This window comes from Rhodococcus sp. IEGM 1381, from assembly GCF_030056795.1.
GTDB lineage: Bacteria > Actinomycetota > Actinomycetes > Mycobacteriales > Mycobacteriaceae > Rhodococcoides.
The window spans coordinates 1,232,867-1,253,216 of sequence record NZ_JASHKQ010000001.1 but is presented as its reverse complement, the minus strand read 5'-3'; the positions used below and the strand labels follow the sequence as shown (position 1 = coordinate 1,253,216).

General features: G+C 62.8%; 25 protein-coding genes. 16 read left to right on the top strand and 9 right to left on the bottom strand.

Translation table 11 applies throughout. The annotated features are described in order from the left end of the window. Window positions 1–464 precede the first annotated feature (464 nt). Window positions 465–671: a hypothetical protein gene (locus QM797_RS06000; RefSeq protein WP_283274268.1), complete on the top strand. Its 207-nt coding sequence runs from the start codon at window positions 465–467 to the stop codon at window positions 669–671. A 112-nt stretch (window positions 672–783) separates the two neighbouring features. Here the strand turns inward: QM797_RS06000 and QM797_RS05995 are convergent, their stop codons facing one another. Next, window positions 784–2,010, bottom strand: a complete 1,227-nt coding sequence (locus QM797_RS05995; protein ID WP_283274267.1) for a diguanylate cyclase domain-containing protein — start codon at window positions 2,008–2,010, stop codon at window positions 784–786. A 138-nt stretch (window positions 2,011–2,148) separates the two neighbouring features. Here QM797_RS05995 and QM797_RS05990 point away from each other — a divergent pair, with 138 nt between their 5' ends. From QM797_RS05990 to QM797_RS05975, 4 genes are read left to right on the top strand one after another with little or no spacing between them, the layout of a single operon-like run. Further along, on the top strand, window positions 2,149–3,354 hold the full coding sequence (locus QM797_RS05990) for an MFS transporter (RefSeq protein WP_283274266.1): 1,206 nt from the start codon (window positions 2,149–2,151) through the stop codon (window positions 3,352–3,354). Window positions 3,355–3,368: 14 nt separating this feature from the next. Next, window positions 3,369–3,725, top strand: a complete 357-nt coding sequence (locus QM797_RS05985) for an ArsR/SmtB family transcription factor (RefSeq protein ID WP_283274265.1) — start codon at window positions 3,369–3,371, stop codon at window positions 3,723–3,725. A gap of 14 nt (window positions 3,726–3,739) precedes the next feature. Continuing rightward, complete coding sequence (locus tag QM797_RS05980; RefSeq protein WP_283274264.1) at window positions 3,740–4,279, top strand: copper resistance CopC family protein; 540 nt, start codon at window positions 3,740–3,742, stop codon at window positions 4,277–4,279. Window positions 4,280–4,314: 35 nt separating this feature from the next. Continuing rightward, the gene (locus QM797_RS05975) at window positions 4,315–5,055 is read left to right on the top strand and encodes a TetR/AcrR family transcriptional regulator (protein WP_283274263.1); all 741 of its coding nucleotides are present in this window, start codon (window positions 4,315–4,317) and stop codon (window positions 5,053–5,055) included. On the opposite strand, the gene QM797_RS05970 is transcribed toward QM797_RS05975, so the two are convergent. Next, complete coding sequence (locus tag QM797_RS05970) at window positions 5,028–5,996, bottom strand: AurF N-oxygenase family protein (protein WP_283274262.1); 969 nt, start codon at window positions 5,994–5,996, stop codon at window positions 5,028–5,030. The two genes, QM797_RS05975 and QM797_RS05970, sit on opposite strands and share 28 nt — an antisense overlap. 356 nt (window positions 5,997–6,352) lie before the next feature. On the opposite strand from QM797_RS05970, the gene QM797_RS05965 reads away from it, so the two are divergent. Then, window positions 6,353–7,099, top strand: coding sequence for an ABC transporter permease (locus tag QM797_RS05965; protein ID WP_283274261.1), 747 nt, complete (start codon window positions 6,353–6,355; stop codon window positions 7,097–7,099). A gap of 159 nt (window positions 7,100–7,258) precedes the next feature. On the opposite strand, the gene QM797_RS05960 is transcribed toward QM797_RS05965, so the two are convergent. Next, the gene (locus QM797_RS05960) at window positions 7,259–7,576 is read right to left on the bottom strand and encodes a hypothetical protein (RefSeq protein ID WP_283274260.1); all 318 of its coding nucleotides are present in this window, start codon (window positions 7,574–7,576) and stop codon (window positions 7,259–7,261) included. Window positions 7,577–7,704: 128 nt separating this feature from the next. Here QM797_RS05960 and QM797_RS05955 point away from each other — a divergent pair, with 128 nt between their 5' ends. Next, window positions 7,705–7,938 (top strand): type II toxin-antitoxin system Phd/YefM family antitoxin, encoded by a 234-nt coding sequence (locus QM797_RS05955; RefSeq protein ID WP_283274259.1) that lies wholly within the window; start codon window positions 7,705–7,707, stop codon window positions 7,936–7,938. Beyond that, a complete protein-coding gene (locus tag QM797_RS05950; RefSeq protein ID WP_283274258.1) occupies window positions 7,920–8,333 on the top strand; it encodes a type II toxin-antitoxin system VapC family toxin in 414 nt (137 codons plus the stop codon). Before QM797_RS05955 ends, QM797_RS05950 begins: the two co-directional genes overlap by 19 nt. 15 nt (window positions 8,334–8,348) lie before the next feature. Here the strand turns inward: QM797_RS05950 and QM797_RS05945 are convergent, their stop codons facing one another. After that, window positions 8,349–8,780 carry a hypothetical protein gene (locus tag QM797_RS05945; protein ID WP_283274257.1) on the bottom strand — a complete coding sequence of 144 codons (432 nt, stop codon included), beginning with the start codon at window positions 8,778–8,780 and terminating at the stop codon, window positions 8,349–8,351. Between the two features lie 160 nt (window positions 8,781–8,940). Between QM797_RS05945 and QM797_RS05940 the strand changes: the two genes are divergently transcribed. Continuing rightward, window positions 8,941–9,822, top strand: coding sequence for a GGDEF domain-containing protein (locus QM797_RS05940; protein ID WP_349307182.1), 882 nt, complete (start codon window positions 8,941–8,943; stop codon window positions 9,820–9,822). Window positions 9,823–9,925: 103 nt separating this feature from the next. Next, window positions 9,926–10,543, top strand: coding sequence for a class I SAM-dependent methyltransferase (locus QM797_RS05935; protein WP_283274256.1), 618 nt, complete (start codon window positions 9,926–9,928; stop codon window positions 10,541–10,543). Between the two features lie 113 nt (window positions 10,544–10,656). Here QM797_RS05935 and QM797_RS26220 read toward each other — a convergent pair whose 3' ends face one another. The 3 genes from QM797_RS26220 to QM797_RS05920 all read right to left on the bottom strand — a co-directional run bounded on the left by QM797_RS26220 (window position 10,657) and on the right by QM797_RS05920 (window position 12,811). After that, the gene (locus QM797_RS26220; protein WP_349307181.1) at window positions 10,657–11,118 is read right to left on the bottom strand and encodes a putative immunity protein; all 462 of its coding nucleotides are present in this window, start codon (window positions 11,116–11,118) and stop codon (window positions 10,657–10,659) included. 64 nt (window positions 11,119–11,182) lie between these two features. Beyond that, a complete protein-coding gene (locus tag QM797_RS05925) occupies window positions 11,183–11,713 on the bottom strand; it encodes a GNAT family N-acetyltransferase (RefSeq protein WP_283274253.1) in 531 nt (176 codons plus the stop codon). 156 nt (window positions 11,714–11,869) lie between these two features. After that, the gene (locus QM797_RS05920) at window positions 11,870–12,811 is read right to left on the bottom strand and encodes a LysR family transcriptional regulator (RefSeq protein WP_283274252.1); all 942 of its coding nucleotides are present in this window, start codon (window positions 12,809–12,811) and stop codon (window positions 11,870–11,872) included. 129 nt (window positions 12,812–12,940) lie between these two features. Between QM797_RS05920 and QM797_RS05915 the strand changes: the two genes are divergently transcribed. The 6 genes from QM797_RS05915 (at window position 12,941) to QM797_RS05890 (ending at window position 18,022) form a co-directional block, all read left to right on the top strand. Beyond that, a complete protein-coding gene (locus tag QM797_RS05915) occupies window positions 12,941–14,290 on the top strand; it encodes an MFS transporter (RefSeq protein ID WP_283274251.1) in 1,350 nt (449 codons plus the stop codon). Between the two features lie 216 nt (window positions 14,291–14,506). After that, complete coding sequence (locus QM797_RS05910; protein WP_283274250.1) at window positions 14,507–15,502, top strand: intradiol ring-cleavage dioxygenase; 996 nt, start codon at window positions 14,507–14,509, stop codon at window positions 15,500–15,502. Between the two features lie 33 nt (window positions 15,503–15,535). After that, window positions 15,536–15,730, top strand: coding sequence for a twin-arginine translocase TatA/TatE family subunit (locus QM797_RS05905; protein WP_283274248.1), 195 nt, complete (start codon window positions 15,536–15,538; stop codon window positions 15,728–15,730). Continuing rightward, complete coding sequence (tatC, locus tag QM797_RS05900; RefSeq protein ID WP_283274247.1) at window positions 15,727–16,524, top strand: twin-arginine translocase subunit TatC; 798 nt, start codon at window positions 15,727–15,729, stop codon at window positions 16,522–16,524. The genes QM797_RS05905 and tatC overlap by 4 nt, the downstream gene beginning before the upstream one ends. Then, complete coding sequence (locus QM797_RS05895; RefSeq protein ID WP_283274245.1) at window positions 16,512–16,973, top strand: Sec-independent protein translocase subunit TatA/TatB; 462 nt, start codon at window positions 16,512–16,514, stop codon at window positions 16,971–16,973. The genes tatC and QM797_RS05895 overlap by 13 nt, the downstream gene beginning before the upstream one ends. Window positions 16,974–16,999: 26 nt before the next feature. Beyond that, window positions 17,000–18,022 (top strand): hypothetical protein, encoded by a 1,023-nt coding sequence (locus tag QM797_RS05890; RefSeq protein ID WP_283274243.1) that lies wholly within the window; start codon window positions 17,000–17,002, stop codon window positions 18,020–18,022. Window positions 18,023–18,034: 12 nt separating this feature from the next. Here QM797_RS05890 and QM797_RS05885 read toward each other — a convergent pair whose 3' ends face one another. Both QM797_RS05885 and QM797_RS05880 read right to left on the bottom strand, forming a co-directional pair. Further along, the gene (locus QM797_RS05885) at window positions 18,035–18,538 is read right to left on the bottom strand and encodes an LppA family lipoprotein (RefSeq protein WP_283274242.1); all 504 of its coding nucleotides are present in this window, start codon (window positions 18,536–18,538) and stop codon (window positions 18,035–18,037) included. A gap of 59 nt (window positions 18,539–18,597) precedes the next feature. Then, window positions 18,598–20,322: an alpha/beta hydrolase gene (locus tag QM797_RS05880; protein WP_283274240.1), complete on the bottom strand. Its 1,725-nt coding sequence runs from the start codon at window positions 20,320–20,322 to the stop codon at window positions 18,598–18,600. Window positions 20,323–20,350 lie beyond the last annotated feature (28 nt).

Genomic DNA, 20,350 nt, shown 5'->3' with positions numbered 1-20,350 from the left:
AGTACAAGCGCACCAATATAAGTGCGCGAGTAGACGGACGTGAACGTTTAGGACGTTTGCCACTTACGGCTCGAATCGGGTGCACTGGAGCGCGGTGAGCGCGGTCAGATGCACCCGATTTCACTCAGGGACTTCGGAATCCGATCTGTACGACCCATCGAGTCGACTCCGGAGACGACGGACGGCCCTCCAGCCCGCGGGAGTCGCGACCGTGCTCACGATTATCCCGAAGGCGATGCCCTGAGACAGCGCCGACCATTGATCAGGACCGTCTCCGAACAGCGGCCACTTGTACACAACGCCCAACACTACGAAGAAGACAACCGCACGCATGTCTTCACCACCTCACCACTTGAACCGGACAAATTCGACCGCTCGGTATATTGTTGCCGTACCGACTGCACCACAGAAGGATCGACGTGTCGAACCAGCGAACGTTTCGCGAGTATGTGATGACCGGCCCTATGAGCAAGAAGACCGGTGCTACTCGCAGCGACTACATCAATGCTCTCGCGTTGGTTCCCGCGGTATTGGTCGGATTTCTCCTGGCTCAACTCGTGGTGAGTTTCGGTTCGATTTCCCTCGACGTCGCCGTCGGATGCCTGGGCGGGGCGATCACCGGAATTCTGTACCTATATCTCGCGTACCGGGTCGACTGCAAGCGAACCTAGGTCGACCCGTCATCTGCGCTGGCGTACTCACCCGACCGACTCGAACACCCGATGGCGGATGAATGCGATTCTGTTGCACTCTGAGCGAGTGGCATCCACATTGATCCCGAATTCAGGCGCGCTTCGATGAATACATTCGCTCGTCTGCGATACGTAGCAGCTGATCCGGGTCGGTGGTCGGTTCCCAACTCCATCCGACGCTCACGGTGACCGGGATGTCGGCGCCGTCGATGTCGTAGGGACCGGCGAGGAGTTTGCGGACTCGGTCTGCGAGGCGTTCGACTCCGTCGGCTGATGTAGCGGTGTACAGCAGGGCGACAAATTCGTCTCCGCCGATCCGGCAGGCCACATCGTCCGCGCGCACGTTGTCGAGAATTCGATGGCCGATGGCGGCGAGTACACGATCGCCCATTGCGTGCCCGAAACGATCGTTGATGGATTTGAACTCGTCGACGTCCACGAAGAGCATTCCCACCGGACGAGAGTCGACCGCCTCCTTCAGCGCCTGCAACTCGGCCATCAATCGGCGACGATTTCCCAGTGAGGTGAGGTCGTCGAGCAGCACTTGCCGCTCCAGCGCGGCTTCGACGATCTTGCGTGCGGTGATGTCCTGGATTTGCGCGATGATGACATCGCCGGCGTCGGCGTCGCGCACCACGGTCGCGTTGCGCTGCACCCAAATGGTGGCACCGTCCTTGCGGATGTACCGCTTCTCGGACGCCACGTTCGTCAGTGTCCCCTCTGCCAGTCCCTTGAGATGTTCGTCGGCGAGGGGAATATCGTCGGGATGCGTGATGTCGCGAAACATTTTGTGCTGCAATTCTTCTGCGGTGTATCCCAGAAGTTCGCACAGGGCATTGTTCACTTGCAGCCATCGTCCGTCGCAGGTCATCACGGCTTTGCCGATCGGGGCGTTCTCCATGGCTATCCGGAACAGCCGAATCGCGCGGTCTCGCTCCCGTTCGGCTTCCGCGCGAGCGCTGACGTCCACCACCATGGCCGTGAATCCGACGACGGCCCCGTCGACGACATCGGGCACATAGGTGACCTGAGTAACGCGCACAGCACCGTTGACGTCGATGAGCGTCCGGTCGAATTGCTGCTGTTCTCCGGCGAGCGCGCCGGAAATGTACGGCAGGTTCAGCTCGTAGAGCGCCTCGCCGAGTAGTTCGCGGATGTGCTTACCGACCAAATCGGGCGGTTCGATACCGAAGTAGTCCGCATACACGCGGTTGGCGAAGACATTTCGGAGCGAGCTGTCCCAGTACCCGATCATCGACGGCAGCTGATCGATGGCGCTGGCTATACGTCCCGCAGAGACCGCGCGTGGATCGGCCATGAAGCACCCCCGGGACCCTCGATGTGACCGACCGAGTCAACGTTACCGAAGGTAGCGGGTACTTGTGCGTTTGGTGGCGACGACACGGATCATTTACCTGTGAGTGCGCACTTGCGCACATATGTGTACGTTGAACCTATGCTTCTCGCTAATCTCGCATTCCGACGCCTCTTCACGGCGCAGGTCGTTGCGCTGATCGGCACCGGACTGTTGACGGTGGCCCTGGGCCTACTTGCCTACGACATCGCCGGCAGCTCCGCCGGAGCGGTCCTCGGCACTGCATTGGCGATCAAGATGATCGCGTATGTGTTTGTTGCACCCATTGTTTCGTCTCTGACGAACGCGCTCCCCCGCAAGCTCGTACTCGTCTCCGCGGATGCCGTCCGGGCACTCACTGCGGTGGCACTACCCTTCGTCGATCAGGTCTGGCAGATCTACGTCCTGATCTTCGTTCTGCAGGCAGCGTCGGCGACATTCACGCCCACCTTCCAGGCCGTCATCCCGTCGGTCGTTCCGGACACACGGCTGTACACCCGCGCACTGACGCTGTCCCGGCTCGCCTACGATCTCGAATCCCTGGTGAGCCCGCTGATCGCGGCGGCACTGTTGACGGTGATCAGCTTTCACACCTTGTTCGTCGGGACGGCACTGGGCTTCGTCGTCTCCGCGGTGATGGTGATCGGAACTCGTCTGCCGAAACACGTTGCAGCCGAGCACAACAGGCCGACCGACGGAATCAGGACTTTCGTGAAAAGCCATGAGCTGCAGGGCTTGCTGGCACTGAACACGGTGGTTGCTGCAGCCACCGCACTGGTGACCGTCAACTCCGTGGTCTACGTTCGCGATCTGTTCGGAGGTGGTAGCAGCTCACTGGCTTTCGCGCTGGGCTTCTACGGCGCCGGCTCGATGGTCGCAGCATTGTTCATCCCACGAGCCCTCAGATCTACGAACGATCACACCCTCATGCTCACCGGTGCCGCGGTAGCTGTCGTGGGAACCGCCGCAGCAACGGCGGTCTCGACCCTGAGCGGAGGACCGCCGGCCTGGATTGCTCTCGCCACGACGTGGTCGATTCTCGGCATCGGAACCTCGATGATCAACACGCCGTCGGCGAGAATTCTGCGTCGTGAATCCGACGAGACCACTCGAACGTCGATCTTCACCGCGCAGTTCTCGCTGTCTCATGCGGCGTTTCTGATCACGTATCCGGTCGCGGGCTGGGTGGGCGCGCAATTCGGACAGTTCACCGCGGCTGCGGTGCTCACCGGCTTGGCTACACTAGCGGGACTGTCCGCAGCACGCCTGTGGAGTCGCTCCCGTGATCCGGTCGTCGTCTCCGCGTAGGGAGAAGACGTTCGATGCCACCGAAGAAGGAACCGCGCATCAGTCTCGACCATTCCGTTCAACCGGACTCCGCGCGCCTGGCTACTGCCAGTGACACCTTTCGGATGCTGTCCGATCCCACCCGACTCCACATCCTCTGGCTACTCGATCGCGGCCCCGCGGACGTCAGCGCACTCACTACAGCCACCGGAACTTCGCGTACCGCCGTCAGCCAGCATCTCGCCAAACTCCGATTCACCGGACTCGTCGAGACCCGACGCGAGGGCCGCAACGTCATCTACCGCCTGGCCGACGGCCACCTCGCCCGTCTCGTGCGGGAGGGCCTCAATTTCGCCGACCACAAGGTAACCGGCGAACCTCCGCACGAATAGCAAGGAAGCAGTCAATGAAACGCCTGGCCGTTATTGCAGCCGCTGTTCTCGCCGCGACGGCACTGTCGATCGCTCCCGCGTCCGCGCACGCGGCGCTGCAGTCGAGCAATCCTGCCGAGAATGCCGTGCTCGACGCCGCGCCGGACGAAGTGACATTGACGTTCAACCAGAACGTTCAGCAGAACTTCGCCACCGTCACCGTCGTCGGATCCGATCAAAGCCAGTGGGCAGCATCGGAACCCGTCGTCGACGGCAGCACGGTGACGGTCGATCTCGACGGCCTCGGCGCGGCAGGCGAATACACCATCGGCTACCGAGTGGTCTCCGCCGACGGGCATCCGATCACCGGCAGCATCCCGTTCCAGCTCACCCAGGCATCACCGGCGGCGACAACACCGCCGGCCACGAACCTGGACTTCACCAACAGAGCAGAACCGCAAGCCACGCAAGACACCGAGGACAACAGCGGCTTCCCGATCTGGATCATTGCGGTGGTCGTCGTCGCGGTCGGCGCATCGGGCGTCCTGTTCGCGCTGCGTAAACGCACCCACTGACAGCCTCGACCACTACGGACGTGAGACCATGCAGCATGAGTGACGGTGGCCCACGCCCCAAGTCCGACGGCCGCAAGCGGCGTTGGGAACAGCACAACACCGATCGTCGACGCCATATCATCGCGGCCGCCATGACGGTGCTGGCCCGCGATATCGCACCCGGTGAACGGCTCACCACCGCTCAGATTTCCGCGGAGGCCGGAGTTCATCGCACCGGGCTCTACCGTCATTTCCGGGATCGCACCGACTTGGACACTGCCATTCAGCGGGCCATCTGCGATCAGTTGACGGCCGCACTGGTCACCTCGTTCGAGTTGACCGGCACCCCTCGCGATGTGGTGCACCGCGTGGTGAGCACCTACGTGCGGTGGGTTGCCGAACATCCCGCGTGGACGCGTTTCGTCGAACAGGACGTCAGCGCCGAATCGCCCACTCCCCTCGAAGAAACCAACGCGATGCTGGCCGAGCAGCTGGAAGTGAGCGTTGCCGCGTTCCTCGCGATCGTGAACGCGGATCTGTCGCCCGAGGACTGGTCGTTGGTGGGTCCATGGGTGGCCGGACTGGTCTCCGGATGCATGGGCGCGGTGCGCAGTTGGAGCGGACAAACCGAATCACCTACCGGTCTGGACCATTTCGCCACGTTCCTGGCCGACACCATCTGGCTTCAGGTCAAGGGACTCGGGGCGTCCCGCGGAATCGCCATTCCCCAAATCCCTCTCGAAACCGTCCCTCTCGAAACACCCGTGACTCAGCCGAACGACGGCTCACTGCGGTAGCGCGACGGCCGTCCGTCGATACCGAGAGCGCGCCACACGCGTCGGGACACGCGGTTCATCAGTCCGAGTTCGTCGGCCAACATCCGCACGTCACCGAACGTGTCGCGCAATGCCTTTCGTGACGAGTCGCTGTTCCACCACACCGCGTCGACGACGTCGTCGGGGATGGCGAGTTCGCGTCGCATCTGCTTGCTCGGCTTCATGATCATGTCGCACAGGATTCGCATGATGACCGGCATGAGCACCGAGATCGACGCCTTCTCGAACCGACCGAGCCGCGGGGCCTTGTGCTTCAAGTACTGGTGAGCGAAGCCGATGTGCCGCGCTTCTTCGGCGATGTGAATCTGCATCACGCGCATCACCAACGGGTGCCCCACAGCGCCGCTGCGCAGGATGCCCTTCTGCATGTGGTCGATCGGCTCCTCACCCGCGAGGACGCCGACGAAGAATCCGAACGGTGCCGATCGGCTGGCGAACAGCGCGAGCACCGGGACGATCTTGCGGAACCACGCGGGCCCGCCCGGCACGTCGATGCCGATGCGGTTGACCAGTTCCTGGAACATCTGGGTGTGGTGGCACTCTTCGGTGGCCTCGTGCGTCGAGTACCGGAATTCGGGCGAGTCGTTGGGCAGCGTCAGGGCGTAGTGCATGAGGCCGCTGATGAGGATCTGCTCGAACTGCAATCCCACCTTGACCATGCTGGCCTGGCGGTACATACCGACGTGGATCTGTTCACTCAGCGGAAGCGACTTGTACCAATCGGTGTGACCGAGAGGGTCCTCGTCGGGAAGCACCCAGCGCGGGTCGTTGGGAACGATCGCGTACTCGGGCTCGTCCCACGGAATGTCGAGGAAGGCGTCGAAGTGCTGATGCACCGATGCCGTCGACAGCGCATGCAAGGTATCTCGGTAGAGCGTTCGTGAGTCGTCGACTGCAGTCATGGTGGTCCTTCCGCCTGCGTCCGAACAAGATGACGAAGAATGTGTACGCAACACAGCGTCACACATAAACCGAGTTAGTGCAACGGACCGTCGCAGATACCCGAGGGATTCTCGGCGAAACGATGAACCGGCCGACCGCTTCGTCGACACCTGACGATCGCCACTAGCGACCGAATCGTCATCGACGGGGCATTGACGCCCACTCTCGACACCCGCGTTCGACTTTTTTCTCCGCTCGGGAGCGCACGCTTCGAGATCACAATTCCTATGGTCTCGCCTGACGCATCGGACGACGTGCAGCCGTACTGAAAGATCGCTGCGACAAATGTGCCAGGGCCAAGCCACATACTTGGACCGTGAATTCCTCACTGGCCGAGCCTGGTCTGCCGCTCGTGGTTCTCTGCCTCGTGATGGTGGCACTCGCCGCGATCATCTATCGGGTCTCCTCGATCGGGCGAATGATCACCGCTCCCGCTGCTGCCCTTCGCGGGTTCGTTCAATTGGCGGCGATCTCGCTCGTTCTCGCCGCGGCGCTTGCGCACCTGTGGTCGTCGTTACTGGTGCTACTCGTGATGTTCGGGGCTGCGGCTTTCACGTCGATTCGGCGGTCGGAGTCGGGCAGGTCCGGCATCTGGCTCATCGTTCCACTTGCGGTGGGCATCGGTCTTGTCGTGCCCTTGTGCCTGCTCACCGGTGTCGTGCCGGCGCAGGGAATCGCCATCGTCCCGGTCGGCGGAATCATCCTGGGCGGGACGATGACCGCAACATCGCTGTCCGCGCGACGTGCACTGGCTGCGTTGACCGACCGACACGGCGAAGTAGAGGCGGCGCTCAGCCTGGGCATGACCGAACGTGACTCGCGCTTGGAGGTGGTACGGCCCACCGCGAACGATGCGCTGCTGCCGGGCCTGGACCAGACGCGAACGGTGGGGCTGGTGACTCTGCCGGGGGCGTTCCTGGGGGTTCTGCTGGCCAGTGGTTCGGCCCTGCAGGCGGGGGCCGTACAGATTCTGGTGCTCACCGGGCTGCTGCTCGCACAGACCGTGGCCGTCGCGCTGACCGTGGAACTCGTCGCGCGGGGATCGGTCCACCGGAGGCCGTAGACGGGTGGTTCGAAGAGGTCGGCACCCACGGCGGGTGATCCTCAGGGGACGTTCAGCAACACGTGGGTACGGTCCCGGCTCATGAGCTCGTCAGGCACTGGTCGTGAGTGGAACTTCGTAGTGGGCTACGAATTCCCGTGCACATGCGACGAAGTCGCTCTACAGCACCATCACAAGGAAGCCCACGCCGACGATGATGCCGAGAATTCCGGTGCCGACGGCCAACGCGGTGTCGGTGCGTTCGGCGCGCTCCCCGGCGAGATCGGGACTGCGATCGGCCCACAACGCCGTGGCGACGGCAATCATGCCGGCGGCAATGCCGAGCCCAGCGGCCCAGAACGAGACGATCGACAAAGCTCCGAACATCACGGCAATTTCAGTCACCTGGGCACGAGTGCGGATGCGCCGAGTCCACCACTTCGGCGGAGTATTTTCGTCCAACTCACGTGCATCGAGGTTGGAAGAGGTGACGGTCACTGTCGAACTCCTTTCAGACGAGAATGTGCCTCCATTTTGGCACTCAGCGGTCTAGGTTGCTAATCCCCTGGACGAGGCAACATGAAAAAGCACTATTCGGACCAGTTGCACTGGTCTAGGCTCGCCGGATGAGGACGATCACCAGTACAGAGGCCAAGACGCGGCTCAATGCGATTCTGGCCGAGGTCGAGCGGACCGGCATCTCGGTCACGATCACCAACCACGGTCGGCCGGTCGCGGTACTGACACCGACTCAGCCCAAGCCCCGCGTCTTCGGTCAGCTGCGTGGCCTCGTTGTCCCGGAGTCGTTCGATGAACCCCTCCCAACGTCCGAGTTGACCGCGTGGGGGTCGTCGGAGTGACCTCGTTCCTACTCGATACCAATGCACTGCTGTGGCTCGTCACCGATCCGGACAGGATTTCCGACGACGTGCGGACCACCCTCGCCGATCAGGGGAACGAGTTGGTCGTCTCGGCGGCCTCGGCGTGGGAGATCGCCATCAAGACCCGAATCGGCCGACTCGACGGCGAAACGCTCTTGTCGACGTGGGCCGAGACTTTGACAGCAATGAACGCGACAGATCTTGCGATCGACTCTGCGGATGCATCGGCGGCCGGACGGCTCGATTGGAATCACCACGATCCGTTCGACCGAATGATCGTGGCTCAAGCCCTTCGTCGACAACTCACCATCGTCACGAGCGACCGCACCGTCATCGACGGAGCGTTGACGCCGACGCTCGACACCCGCGCTTGACGTCTTCATCCATGGTCAACCCCACAACAACCTCTGTCCCACAGCAGCTTTCATCGGTCCCAGATCGAATGCTCTCGCATCGGAGATCACGTACGGGACGCAGATCCGCATCGCGTACTCGCGGTGTTCGAGCAGAACCTCGAGATGAGTGTCCGACGCCCCCTCGGCAGTCGCGTCGAACACGATGGCGTACGACCGAAGATCGTCGGACGCAGCACGCAACTGTCCGACGAGTCGGTCATGAACCGTCATGGTCGACGACGTACCCGCCTCCCCCTCCAACGGAAAGATCTTCAGCCCGAGAGAGATGCGATTCACGACAGCCACCGGGTCGAGTCCCCAGTTTTCGCTGATTCGTTCGGCGGCGATCTCGACACACACGTCGAGTAGATCGTCGAAATCTTCTTGGCATTCGGCGCTCGTCACTTCTCGCCACTTCGTCATCATCGAAAACCCCCATCGTCGGCCGGCTGATCCCACTACTTCGACGGCACCCGACGGCAAACGGTTCCCAAAAGTCGTACATTCGTGCCATTTTTGCTGACTAGAGACAGTTCCCGCAGACGCGAGTGCCGTTGGATTCGACCCGACCTCGACTAGACTCTCGATGCGGGAAGGGGAGAAAGCAGGTCGTCGCGTCATGGAGGATCACTGGTACAGGCGCATATTCGCCTCCAGCCCCGTGGCGCAAGCTCTCTCCGACGCCGACGGGCTTTTTGTCGACGTCAATGCCGCCTACTGCGAACTCGTCGGCTTGTCCTCCTCGGAACTGATAGGTCGATCCGCAACGGTGCACACTCACCCGGACGACCTCGCACTCCACGGCAGCGTCGAGGATCTGATGGCCGCCGGGACGGCCGCGGACAAATCCGTGAAGGTCGAGGTGAGGGTCGTTCGACCGAACGGCGAGATTCGTTGGATTCTCCTGACCCTGGTTCCTTTCGCCGGCCCGTCCGATGCCGAGTGGACACTCGCTGCCGTTCTCGATATCACCGAACGAAAAGAGGTCGAGGACGGCATCCTGCTTGCGTCCCGAACAGATCAACTGACGGGGGCTCTCAACCGTCGCGGCTGGTCGGACTACGCAGTATCCGTCGTCGACGACCATTCGGTCGACACAGTCGTGGCGGTTCTCGATCTGGACCATTTCAAACAGTTCAACGACAACTTCGGCCACGCAGCCGGCGACGCCTTGCTCCGCGACTTCGCGTCGGCTGCCCGCAACTGCATCGGCTCCGATGGACTCCTAGCACGATGGGGCGGAGAGGAATTCGTGATCACTCTGCGCAACTGCGATCGTCGCGGGGCTCTTCGTTCACTCGAGGCTCTTGCAGCCGCCACCACGCCTTCGGGGGTGACGTTCTCGGCCGGATACACGCTCCAGCGGCCGAACGAAGGTCTTCGCAACTCACTCGACAGAGCCGACGCACTGATGTTTCAGGCGAAACGCGCCGGCCGCAACCGAATGGTCACTGACGCACCTCGCTGACACAGCGCAAACGCAACGTCGAACTTGCCGTTATAGCAAAATTACTTGCCATACCGCGTACGGGCTGCCACTCTGAAGTCACACCACCACGAAAGGCCCTCACATGACGCACGCCTTCGACAAGAACTACTGGGAGCACCACTGGGATGACAGAACATCCCATACCGTCGCAGCGAATCCGTATCTCGTGGAGGAAACAGCCGGATCGACGCCCGGCACCGCGCTGGACGCAGGATGTGGTGCCGGAGCGGAAGCGATCTGGCTTGCCGGACAGGGCTGGCGAGTCACCGGTGCCGACATCTCCGCTGCTGCTCTGGACGCCGCCGCGCGGCAGGCCGGGGCGGCGGGCGTCGACGTCACCTGGATCGAAGCCGACCTGACGTCGTGGACTCCAGCCGAACAATGGGATCTGGTCATGACCCACTACGCGCATCCGTCGATTCCGCAACTGGACTTCTATCGACACATCGCGCAGTGGGTAGCGCCGGGCGGTTCGTTGCTCATCGTCGGGCACCTGCACGATGGCGCGCACCATCATTCACATGGAGATGGCGAGCAGCCGCCGCACGAGGCCACCGTCACCGCGAAAGACATCACCGCCCTGTTCGACGCCTCCTGGCGCATCGCCACGGCGGCCGAGCGTTCCAGGACCGTCGTCGGCACAGGTGTGCACTCGAAAACGTTGCGCGACGCGGTGGTTCGCGTCACCCGTCTGATCTGATCCGGCGGCGCAGCGGCGTCTATCGCCCGATGGCCAAGGCCCATTCAGCCCGCATTCGAATCTCCCGGATCAGACCGTGCACGCTTCCGGAGATCAGACGGTGACTCTCTGCCTCACTGGGGGCCGCCAGGAAAGCCTATCGGCCGCAGTTCGGGTTCGAGGTTTTCCCATTGCCATGTCCGTTCGGCGATGCGCGCTTCGTCCCCGCCGTTGTGCAGTCCTGCAGCCTTGGAGGCGTAGGCAGCAGCGTGTGGCGCATGGTCGAACATGTGGGCAACGGCAGCAGCCTGCCCGCATGCGCGCGCTGCCGCGACTGCAGCGGGTGCGTCTGCAGCGGCCGCTTCTCGCGCGGCTGCGTGCGCGGCGAAAGCTGCCGTTCTGCACTCGGTCATCGGCAGTGTCCCGTCCTCCCAAGCCCGGAGAGCCTTGAGGGCCGCACGTGGCCGATCGTCACCAGGCCGCTGCTTCTCGAAAATTGGTAGGACACGGTCAGCACACTTCGCCGCCCATCGCGCGATTGCTTGATGAATCGATTCCTCTGGGTTCGCCCACTTCTTTTTCGTCTCGTCAGCCACAGTCCGATTGTGGCATCTGCGCTGGACAACGAGTATCGGGTAAAGCGGCTCGCGATGCGTCACATCAGACCGCGCTCCCAGCGTCTGGGTGAATCGCTTCGAGTCGGTAGTGGCGCGAGTGCGCACCGTCGTAGAACTCCTCTGTGTACTCGGTGAAGCCGACGCGTTCGGCTACTCGGCCCGAGCGTTCGTTCGCCACATTCACGCTCGCCACCAACGGAACCCAAGGCAGCGTACGGGCACGCCAGTCCACAATCGCTGTCGCCGCCTCCGCCGCGTAGCCGCGGCCCCACACCTCGGGACCGAAGCGGTAGGCGAGGTTCAGCACACGTTCGCCGTGAAAATACCGGACCCGAATCCCGGCCAGCCCAATGACGTCCGGGCTGGAGCGGGTGCTCACCGCGCAGTACCCGTACCCGTGTTCTGTCCAGTGTGCGAGCCACAAGTCGACCAGGAGGTCGACCTGCGCGACGTCGGGCGGATCCGACTGGAACCGGGTCGTGCGGGGATCGGTGTGCAATTCGATCATCGTCAGTCGATCCTCTTCGCGCAGAGGACGCAGGACCAGCCGGGTAGTTTCGATGTCGGTGAACACATCCGCAAAGCTATCGCCGCTTCGGTCGGACCGCCACGGCGGACCGCATCAGCCCTGCGATCGTGGGGCACGAATACGAGGCGATCTGTGCGCGAGCAAGCTAACAAGCACAGTCGCGCTACTGCATTCAAGCGGTATCTGCTCGCGCACAATCGATTATCGATCGTTCCCCCGCGAGATGGCCCACGAGGGACGCCAGCTCAGCGCTGTGTCCAACTCGAGTGCGGCGAAATGATCTACGACTGCCGCGAGTCCCGGGTGCGGAGGCACTCTGTGTATCAAAGATATTGGGTACACAATGCTCGGTCCTACGATGGGGATCCGACGCAGATCGTGGCTGGCCGGCCACATGTACCGATCACGCGCACCGACCAGGGTGGCAACATCGGATGACTCGGCAAGGGTATCCAGAAGTACTTCGTCGCCGAAATGCGGTCCAGCTGCGTCGATCCGAAGACCGAATTCGGCGACCAGCTCTTGATAGAACAGTTGCCACTCGCTTCCAGGCGCGATACCTGGTACCCAGATCCGGTTACTCCGAAGCTGCTCGGGCGTAACGCTTTTCGATTTAGCGAGACGATGGTCTGGGCCGACGAGCAAGTGCACAGGAGAATCGAACATGTGGACCATCCGTACGTCACGCGGGACCGCAGCCGGGTCGATAATCGTACGGAACGTGGCATCGACCTCACCCGTCCGGACAGCTGCAACGGCCACCTGCGGGTCGTTGACCAGCAGGGCCACCACATCCAACTCGATGTCGGGGTGCGCACGCCAGTACTCGTGCAACACAACAGCTTGCGCACTGCGCAGCCCGAGGACATCGATCCGCAAAGCCCGCGAGCCGGGGCTGATCGCAGCGACGGCCCGATCGACATCGCTCACGATGCCACGAGCGTGCGGAAGAAAAGTACGACCGTCGAGCGTCAACTCGACGCCACGGGCAGTGCGATGGAACAGCCGAACCTGGAGCTGGCGTTCGAGGGCCGCAACTCGCTTGGAGACGGCCTGCTGCGTTACTCCGAGCTCAGCCGCCGCATGTTGCAGTTGCCCGCAGTCAGCGGCGCATACGAACGACCGCACAGCCTCGGTATCCATTTCCTCAGGATAGGTGGCCTTACAACTGTTGGTTGTGACGCGCGGACTTCCAGTTGATTGATCCGCAGGACGGCGGACTGATGTGATGTGACCGCCCACAATCGTCATAGTTGTACATCGAGGAGTCGAATGCCTGCCACGTTGGGCCGCAACTTCAGATGGCTGTGGGCGGCCTACGCAACGAGCACCTACGGCACGTGGATAGCCTTCGGCGCGTTCCCACTGATCGCGATTCAGGTGTTGGACGCCTCGGCGTTCGCGGTGTCACTGCTGGACGCCGCCGCGTTGATGGCCGCCGCTCTGATCGCGTTTCCTTTGGGCCCCTGGGTGGAGCGTCGAATGAAACGACCAGTGATGATCGCCGCCGACACTGTCCGTTGTGTCGCGATGTCGAGTGTGCCCATTACGTACGCCCTCGGCGCACTGACCTATGGTCAACTTTTGGTTGTATCCGTTGTCTCCGGATCGGCAAGCATCGTGTTCACCGCTGCATCGGGCGCACACCTCAAGCACCTTGCTGGGCAACATCATCTGCTGGCCGCAAACAGCAAGTTCGAGGGAACCAATTGGGTGGCCATAGCGGCGGGCCCACCCGTCGGTGGAGCTCTCGTCGGACTACTCGGCCCAGTCGTCACCGTTGCCGCCAACGCGTTCAGCTTCTTGTTGTCCGCATTCGCGGTCGCTCGCATCAGCGGTACCGACGTCGCGTCTGTGTCCGGCACTCGCACCAGGTCGAGAACCGCGGATCTGTGGGTCGGCTGGCAGGCCATCAACCGCGACAATGTCCTGCTTCGACTGTTCCTCAACTCGGTTCTCGTAGGTGGCCTGATCATGGCCACCGGACCTCTGTTGGCTGTCCTGATGCTGGGTGAATATCACTTCTCGGCTTGGCAATATGGCCTCGCATTCGGCCTCCCCGCACTCGGCGGTTTCCTTGGTGCGAGGCTTGCTCCCCGGTTGGTCGACCAATACGACGAACACACGGTCATGCTCACCTCGGGCTGGCTGCGCGCACTCTTTCCGATCGGTCTCACGTTCATCCACCCCGGTGTCGGCGGCCTTCTCACCGTGATCACCGTCGAAGCCCTACTCATCACCAGCATGGGGGTGTTCAACCCGATTTACGCCACTCAGCGACTTCGCCGCACCCCACCTGAGCAAGCAGCACAAGTCCTCAGCACTTGGAACGCACTCGGCAAACTCGTGCAGGCCGCGCTCATGGTGATCTGGGGAGTGCTTGCCACACTTACCAGCCCACTCACTGCCATCACCTGTTCCGGCGCGCTCCTCTTCGCCACCCCACTGCTACTCCCGCGGCGAACACATCCCGTTCGGGCACGGCGTCGAGGGTGGTCTCGCCGTACATGTGTTGCACGGTCAGCGGGGACGAGCCGGTGGCCGACTCCACGGTCGGAGCCTCGGCGGCATCGGAGGAGCTGCAGCCTGCGAGTGCGATGGATGCGGCCACCGCGGCGGTGAGCACGGCAGCGAGTCGAGTAGTTGCGCGGTGAGTCATGAATGTCCTGTTAGTCGGCGATCGGACCCATAGGTTAGCCTTAGCTTCTCTAGGACTGTGACACCACCCCATTCGGCTCACAGCAACCTTCCAGCCACGGTTCAGCGTCCTCACCGGAACGTCCCAGAGTATTGGCATTACCGAAAAGAACCGATGCCATCTATTGAGGAGATCCGACGATGACCCCAATTCCTACGCCCCCAATCCCCGAGCCCACCAACACTTCCGCCGGACCGACATACGAGGGACGACTGCTCGATCGCCCCACCGAGGAAGTGGTCGATCAGGGTGCCGGGTTCGATATCACCACCCTGATCACTCGCCGTCGCGTGCTCAGCATCGTCGGCGCGGGTGCCGGAGCGGTTGCACTGGCCGCCTGCTCCACGACGTCGAACACTGGAAGTGTCACCAGCACAGCCGCTTCCACGACGACGGCCACGGCGAGCGCAACAAGTGAAATCCCCCAGGAGACCAATGGCCCCTACCCGGCCGACGGCACCAACGGCGTCAATGTGCTCGAAGAATCAGGGATTGTGCGCAGCGACATCACCTCGAGCCTCGACGGCGGCACCACAGTCGCTGGAACGCCACTCTCGTTCACCTTCACACTCACCGATATGGCGAACGACAATCGACCGTTCGAGGGTGCGGCCGTGTATTTGTGGCAGTGCGATGCGGACGGCCGGTACTCGATGTACTCCGAGGGCGTCGAAGACGAGACGTACCTGCGCGGCATTCAAGCTGCCGGTGCCGACGGCACGGTCACGTTCGAGACCATCGTCCCCGGCTGCTATTCCGGTCGCTGGACCCACATGCACTTCGAGGTCTATCCCGACGCGGCGTCGGCAACGAACGCGGACAACGCCATTGCCACCTCGCAGGTCGCGTTCCCTCAGGACGTACTCGACGCGATCTACCAGCTCGACACCTACCCGAACTCCGCGACGAACCTGGCCCAGCTCGGCAGCCTCGACAACGACAACGTCTTCGGCGACGGCTACGACCTCGAGATGGGGACGTTCTCGGGCGACCTCACATCCGGTTACGTCGGATCGCTCGCCGTAGCCATCGACACCACCACCGAACCCACGATGAGCGCTGCCCCCGGCGGAGGCGGCGGTCAGCCCCCGACCGGCGGTACTCCTCCCGCCGGTGGCACACCACCCACCAACTGACCCCCCTCACCCCTCACCCCCGAAGGAAACACCATGTTGCACAACCTCACCGGATGGCACGCCCTCATCGTTCTCGCCATCCTGCTGCTCGTGTTCGGCTCGACCAAACTGCCGTCACTCGCCAAGGGCGTCGGCCAATCGCTTCGCATCCTCAAAGACGAAGTGCGTGAGGACAAGACAGCATCGACGACGGGCGACGCCACAGTTCCGTACCGACAGGCGTCATGACCACGGCCACCGCCGCGCGAGCTCCGAGGGGCACCATGCCCCTGGCTGGGCATATGCGCGAGGCACGTCGCCGCGCGATCCGCGCGGCGGTGTCCCTGCTCGTCGGCATAGCGATCGGGTTTACCCTCTCCGACCAGATTCTCGACATCCTCCGCGCACCCGTCGAAGAGCTCGCCCTCTCGCGCCAAGCCAGTCTCAACTTCGAAACGGTCACCGGTGCTTTCGATCTCGAACTGAGGATCGCTCTGTTCACCGGCGTGATCGTGTCGAGTCCGGTCTGGTTGCGTGAGCTGTTCGCCTACCTCACCCCCGGTTTGACGCGTCGCGAGAAGAAGTACGTGTACGGATTCTCCGCCGCCGCGGCCCCACTGTTCGTGGCCGGGTGCATGTTCGGGTTCACCATCTTCCCGCGCATGGTCAGCGTCCTGGCCGGCTTCTCCTCCGACGAGGACAGCACCATCCTCAACGCCTCGTACTACGTGGATTTCGTCATGAAGATCGTGTTGGCGACCGGTATCGCCTTCGTCCTTCCCGCAGTGCTGGTGATGCTCAACTGCCTCGGCATCCTCTCCGCACACAGACTGCGCAGCAGCTGGCGGCTCAGCGTCGTCGCCATTGCGTTGTTCAGCGCACTGGTCACTCCCGCTGCCGACGTCCTGTCCATGTTCCTGGTCGCGCTGCCGATGGCGACCCTGTTCGGTGCCGCTGTTGCGATCACCGAGATACACGACAGGCGAGCTGCCAGACGCGCCCTGACACCCCCGAAACCGGAGCTCACATCATGTTCGGCTTGACCTTCGAAAAACTGTTCCTGGTCGCGATCATCGCCGGGTTCGTCCTCGGCCCCTCGCGCTTACCCGGTTATGCCCATCGACTCGGACGGGCCGTGCGCTCTGTTCGGCATTTCGTCGACACCACTCGCAGTGCAGCGGAGGACGAGATGGGCGTTCCGCTGCGCCGCAGCCAATGGGAAACGATGGACGTGCGCCAGTACGACCCGCGTCGCATCGTCGCCGACGCACTACGCGAGACCGACGTCGCCCCGAATAGAGAGTGGCCCGAGGAAGTCCTCGCGGAGGCCGGCCGCGTACGACCCGGCCAGAAGTATCTGATCATCGGGCCGGCGTCGTATCCACGCCGAATCCTCATCGATTCGCTGCCCGAGAACGACCCACGTCGCATCGCGGCGCAGGTAGTCCCGAATGTCGCAGCTGCAGGTAGAACGGCGAAAGAGGGACGATAGGTAACACACTCCGGCATGATGTAGCGATGACTACCAGCGTCTTGGCTGCTTCGGAGTCGGGTGTGTCCGCAATTGCGTTGTGGACCTTGATCGTCGTGGTGATCGCCGCCGTCGGTGCTGCGTGGGCAGCGTTGAGCGTGCGTCGGGTCGGCGCGAAAGAGGACGTCATCTCCCGCGAGGTGGCTGCACTGCACAATGCTGTCGATCGTCAGGTGCGTCAGTCGAGCGACAACGACTCGTGGAACCGCGACCAGGTGACCGCGCGTTATCAAGAGCTGCTCTTCGCCCTGTCGAATGTCGACCGTGTTGTGGCCGAGGATATTTCGGCAGCAGTGATCTCGACGCCGGTAGGCGATCTCGCTGCTGCGACTCGGGCCCTGAACAAGGCCTACGACCAGTTGAACCTGGCACTCACCGCAGCACTGGTGGTTGCTCGCCGACGCGTCCATCCATTGGCACTGGAGTTGTCCACGGGCATCGATCGCCGTGTGTTGACTCCGCTGGCACCCGAGACCGGAATTGCCGGGCCCGCCTACGAACGCCTGCAGAGCGAGCACGCCTACATCATCAGAATGCATTCGTTGTTGCTCAAAGCGATGCGTGCCGATCTGGGTCTACTCGATCCCAGTGCCGAGGCCACTTTGATCTTCACCACGAAGGAAGTGGAAACGGGTGTGCTGTCGGATCGGTCGACGGCCGCCGGACGCAGTGGGGTGCAGCTGATCAACCTGCTCGAGGATTTCGGTGTGACGCCGCTACTGGGTGCGGCGGACGACTACGTGATGTCCGACGCCCTGCTGGCCCAATGCGAGGAGCTCTACAGCGCGGTGAGCCCGTCGTTCCAGGCAGTGATGCGGCACATCGGTGACGAGATCCATCTCGCCATAAGGCCTGACCTCACCGATGAACGACTCGACGAAATCTACGAAATCGCAGTGCGCTTGGTCGAAGCCGGATTGCGCGGAAACATCCACCGCAGAGATGGATTGGACGGAAGCAGCCTGTTCCTCATCGATCCGACACATCAGGCAGGGATGGATCGGGTGTAGTACCCGAACGAATCATCGTAGGTAGCAGCCTGTCGTGATCATCAGCGCGGTGCGTCCGCCTGCACCCAGCAGTATCTGGCCGCCGTCAGGGTCACGCAGACTCACCGATCGCCGTAACCCGTCGTCACGCGTGAGATCGACTCCCTCGAAACCGTTGGCCACTGCGATCGAGTTGACGGCCTCGAGCACGGCCGGCCACCGATCGGCCGGAACCGGAGTATCCGAGCTGAACGGCAGCAGACTCACCTCGATCCCTGGGGTACTCGAATACGGCGCAGCGCAGGGTGATTCGCCACGCGTTCGGGTGGTGGACCATTCCAGGCCGGGCACCAGCGTCGAAATCGCCGTCTTGATGTCTTCCTGCATCCGCTCGAACCTGGGCTCTACCACGCTCTGCCTGCCCGGCCGCTGCTTCAGCTCCTCGAACAAGGCTGCGGTCTCCTCGGCCTTGATCTCCGAGTCGGCCTTCCCACGCGGACGATGCTCTCCCTCATAGGGCTCCGGCGTATTACTCACACATCCTCCTAGAAGCACCGCCGCGAGCACTGCCGCTGCGCACAGGGTTCTCGATCGGGTCATCGGGCCACCGCCACATCGGGAATGCCCGCGATCACGGCGGCTTGATTGAACTGGCTCGTGGTATCCAGCTTGTAGTAATCGCTGTGACTTCCCATCCGCTCTACGACGGGACCCGTGAATCGATCGGTGGACATGAGCGCGACGTCGGTGCCGTCGGGCATCACCACGTCGGCGGCGCGAGTCGAGAGATCGTGCACTCCGGTGATCTCGCGTGGATCGCCGTCGAATGCGGCCAGGGCCGCGACACCGTCCCCGCCGGATGCGAGGGTGTACGCGTCACCGGTGATGTGCAGCGCACCCAGGTTGTCGGTGCCGACCCCGGGCGATCCCATGAACACCGCGTCGTCCACACCGGTACCGTCCTGCAGCGCGAATCCTGTTGTGAGAGAACCATAGGAATGCCCGACGGCGGTCAGGTGCGGATCGTCCGAACGTGACGCGTCGATGCCGTCGAGGAACGAGGCGAGCTTGCCGCCTCCGGTCTGGGCCATGTCGTCGGACAACACCCCGACGTTCTGCGGGGCCTCGTATCCCATGTAGGCGACCGACGCGACGGTCTGCCCGGCGACGTCGGGACTGTAGTGGTCGAGTTGCCACTGCGAGAGCCTGCGGATGCGGTCGGAATCCTGCACGAGGTTCTCCAGCCCACCATCGACGGTGCTGGTGAACCCCGGAGTGTGGACCGAGACGTGGTCGGCAGAATCGATGTCACCGGTCGCGACCACCGCAGTCGCCAGCGTCCGTTCCGGCGAGGCATCGAAGGCCAGCAGTTGCCGATCAGGAAACGGAATGCGCTGTCCGTCCGCGCCCAGCACGAAGTTCCCGTCCGTTCCCGTCTGGAACAGCAGATGTTCGACGGCATCGAGCGACGATCGTTTGTCGAGCGCCAGTTGCAGCCGCTTTTCGTCCATCGCACTGCCGGTCTGGTCGAAGCGAGCCTGCGCCTCGTTGACCTGACCGTCGATGGAGCTGCGATCGAGGTCCAAGCGAGCAAGATTGGCGGTCGACCGATCGGCCGCCGGTATGCCGTCGAGGTCACCGATCCAGTGGGGCCGCTCTTCTCGTACGTAGTCGCGCTGATCGTCGGTGAGCGAATTCCACCATTGGTTGTTCTCGGCCGGATGCCCCTGTGCCGGCGGCTGAGGGGCTTTCGTCGCGCCCTGATCGTCGCCGATCCCGAGCGCCTCGCGCACATCGGTACTGCCGTTGTCGCTGATCAGGTTTCGAGCAGCTGCGGTCATGATCGCAGCCGCGTTCTCCTCGATTTCCGTTCCGCGACGGACGATTTCGCTGACGCGTTCGAGGATCTCGACTTTCATTCGCTGACGGTCCGCGGCTTCGGCGTCGGTCTGATTCGCCGGTCGCTCGAAAGCCCATCTGTCCCAAAGCGTGTTGTCGTTGCACACGGCGAAGTCGTTCGCGAAGGCCAGCGATGAGACCTCGGCGAGCGCACGCTTCAAAGCCATGACGGAATCTTCGGTGTCGTCGGTCAGTCGCTTGATTGCTCCGACTTGCGCGGCGGAGTCGGTCAGGTGATCGACGATCGCGTCGAATGCCCGACGGGCCACCTCACTTGCCTCCCCCACCCAGCCGTCGATGAGCCCGATGCGATCGAGCTGATCGCCCAGATCGATCAGTGTGCTGATTCTGCTGGTGAGCGAGCTGCTGAGCCGTTCGAGCCCCGCCGTGTCCCAGTCGTTGATTCCCCCGATGTCAACCACGCGGTCAAGGTACCAGCCCGCTGCCCTC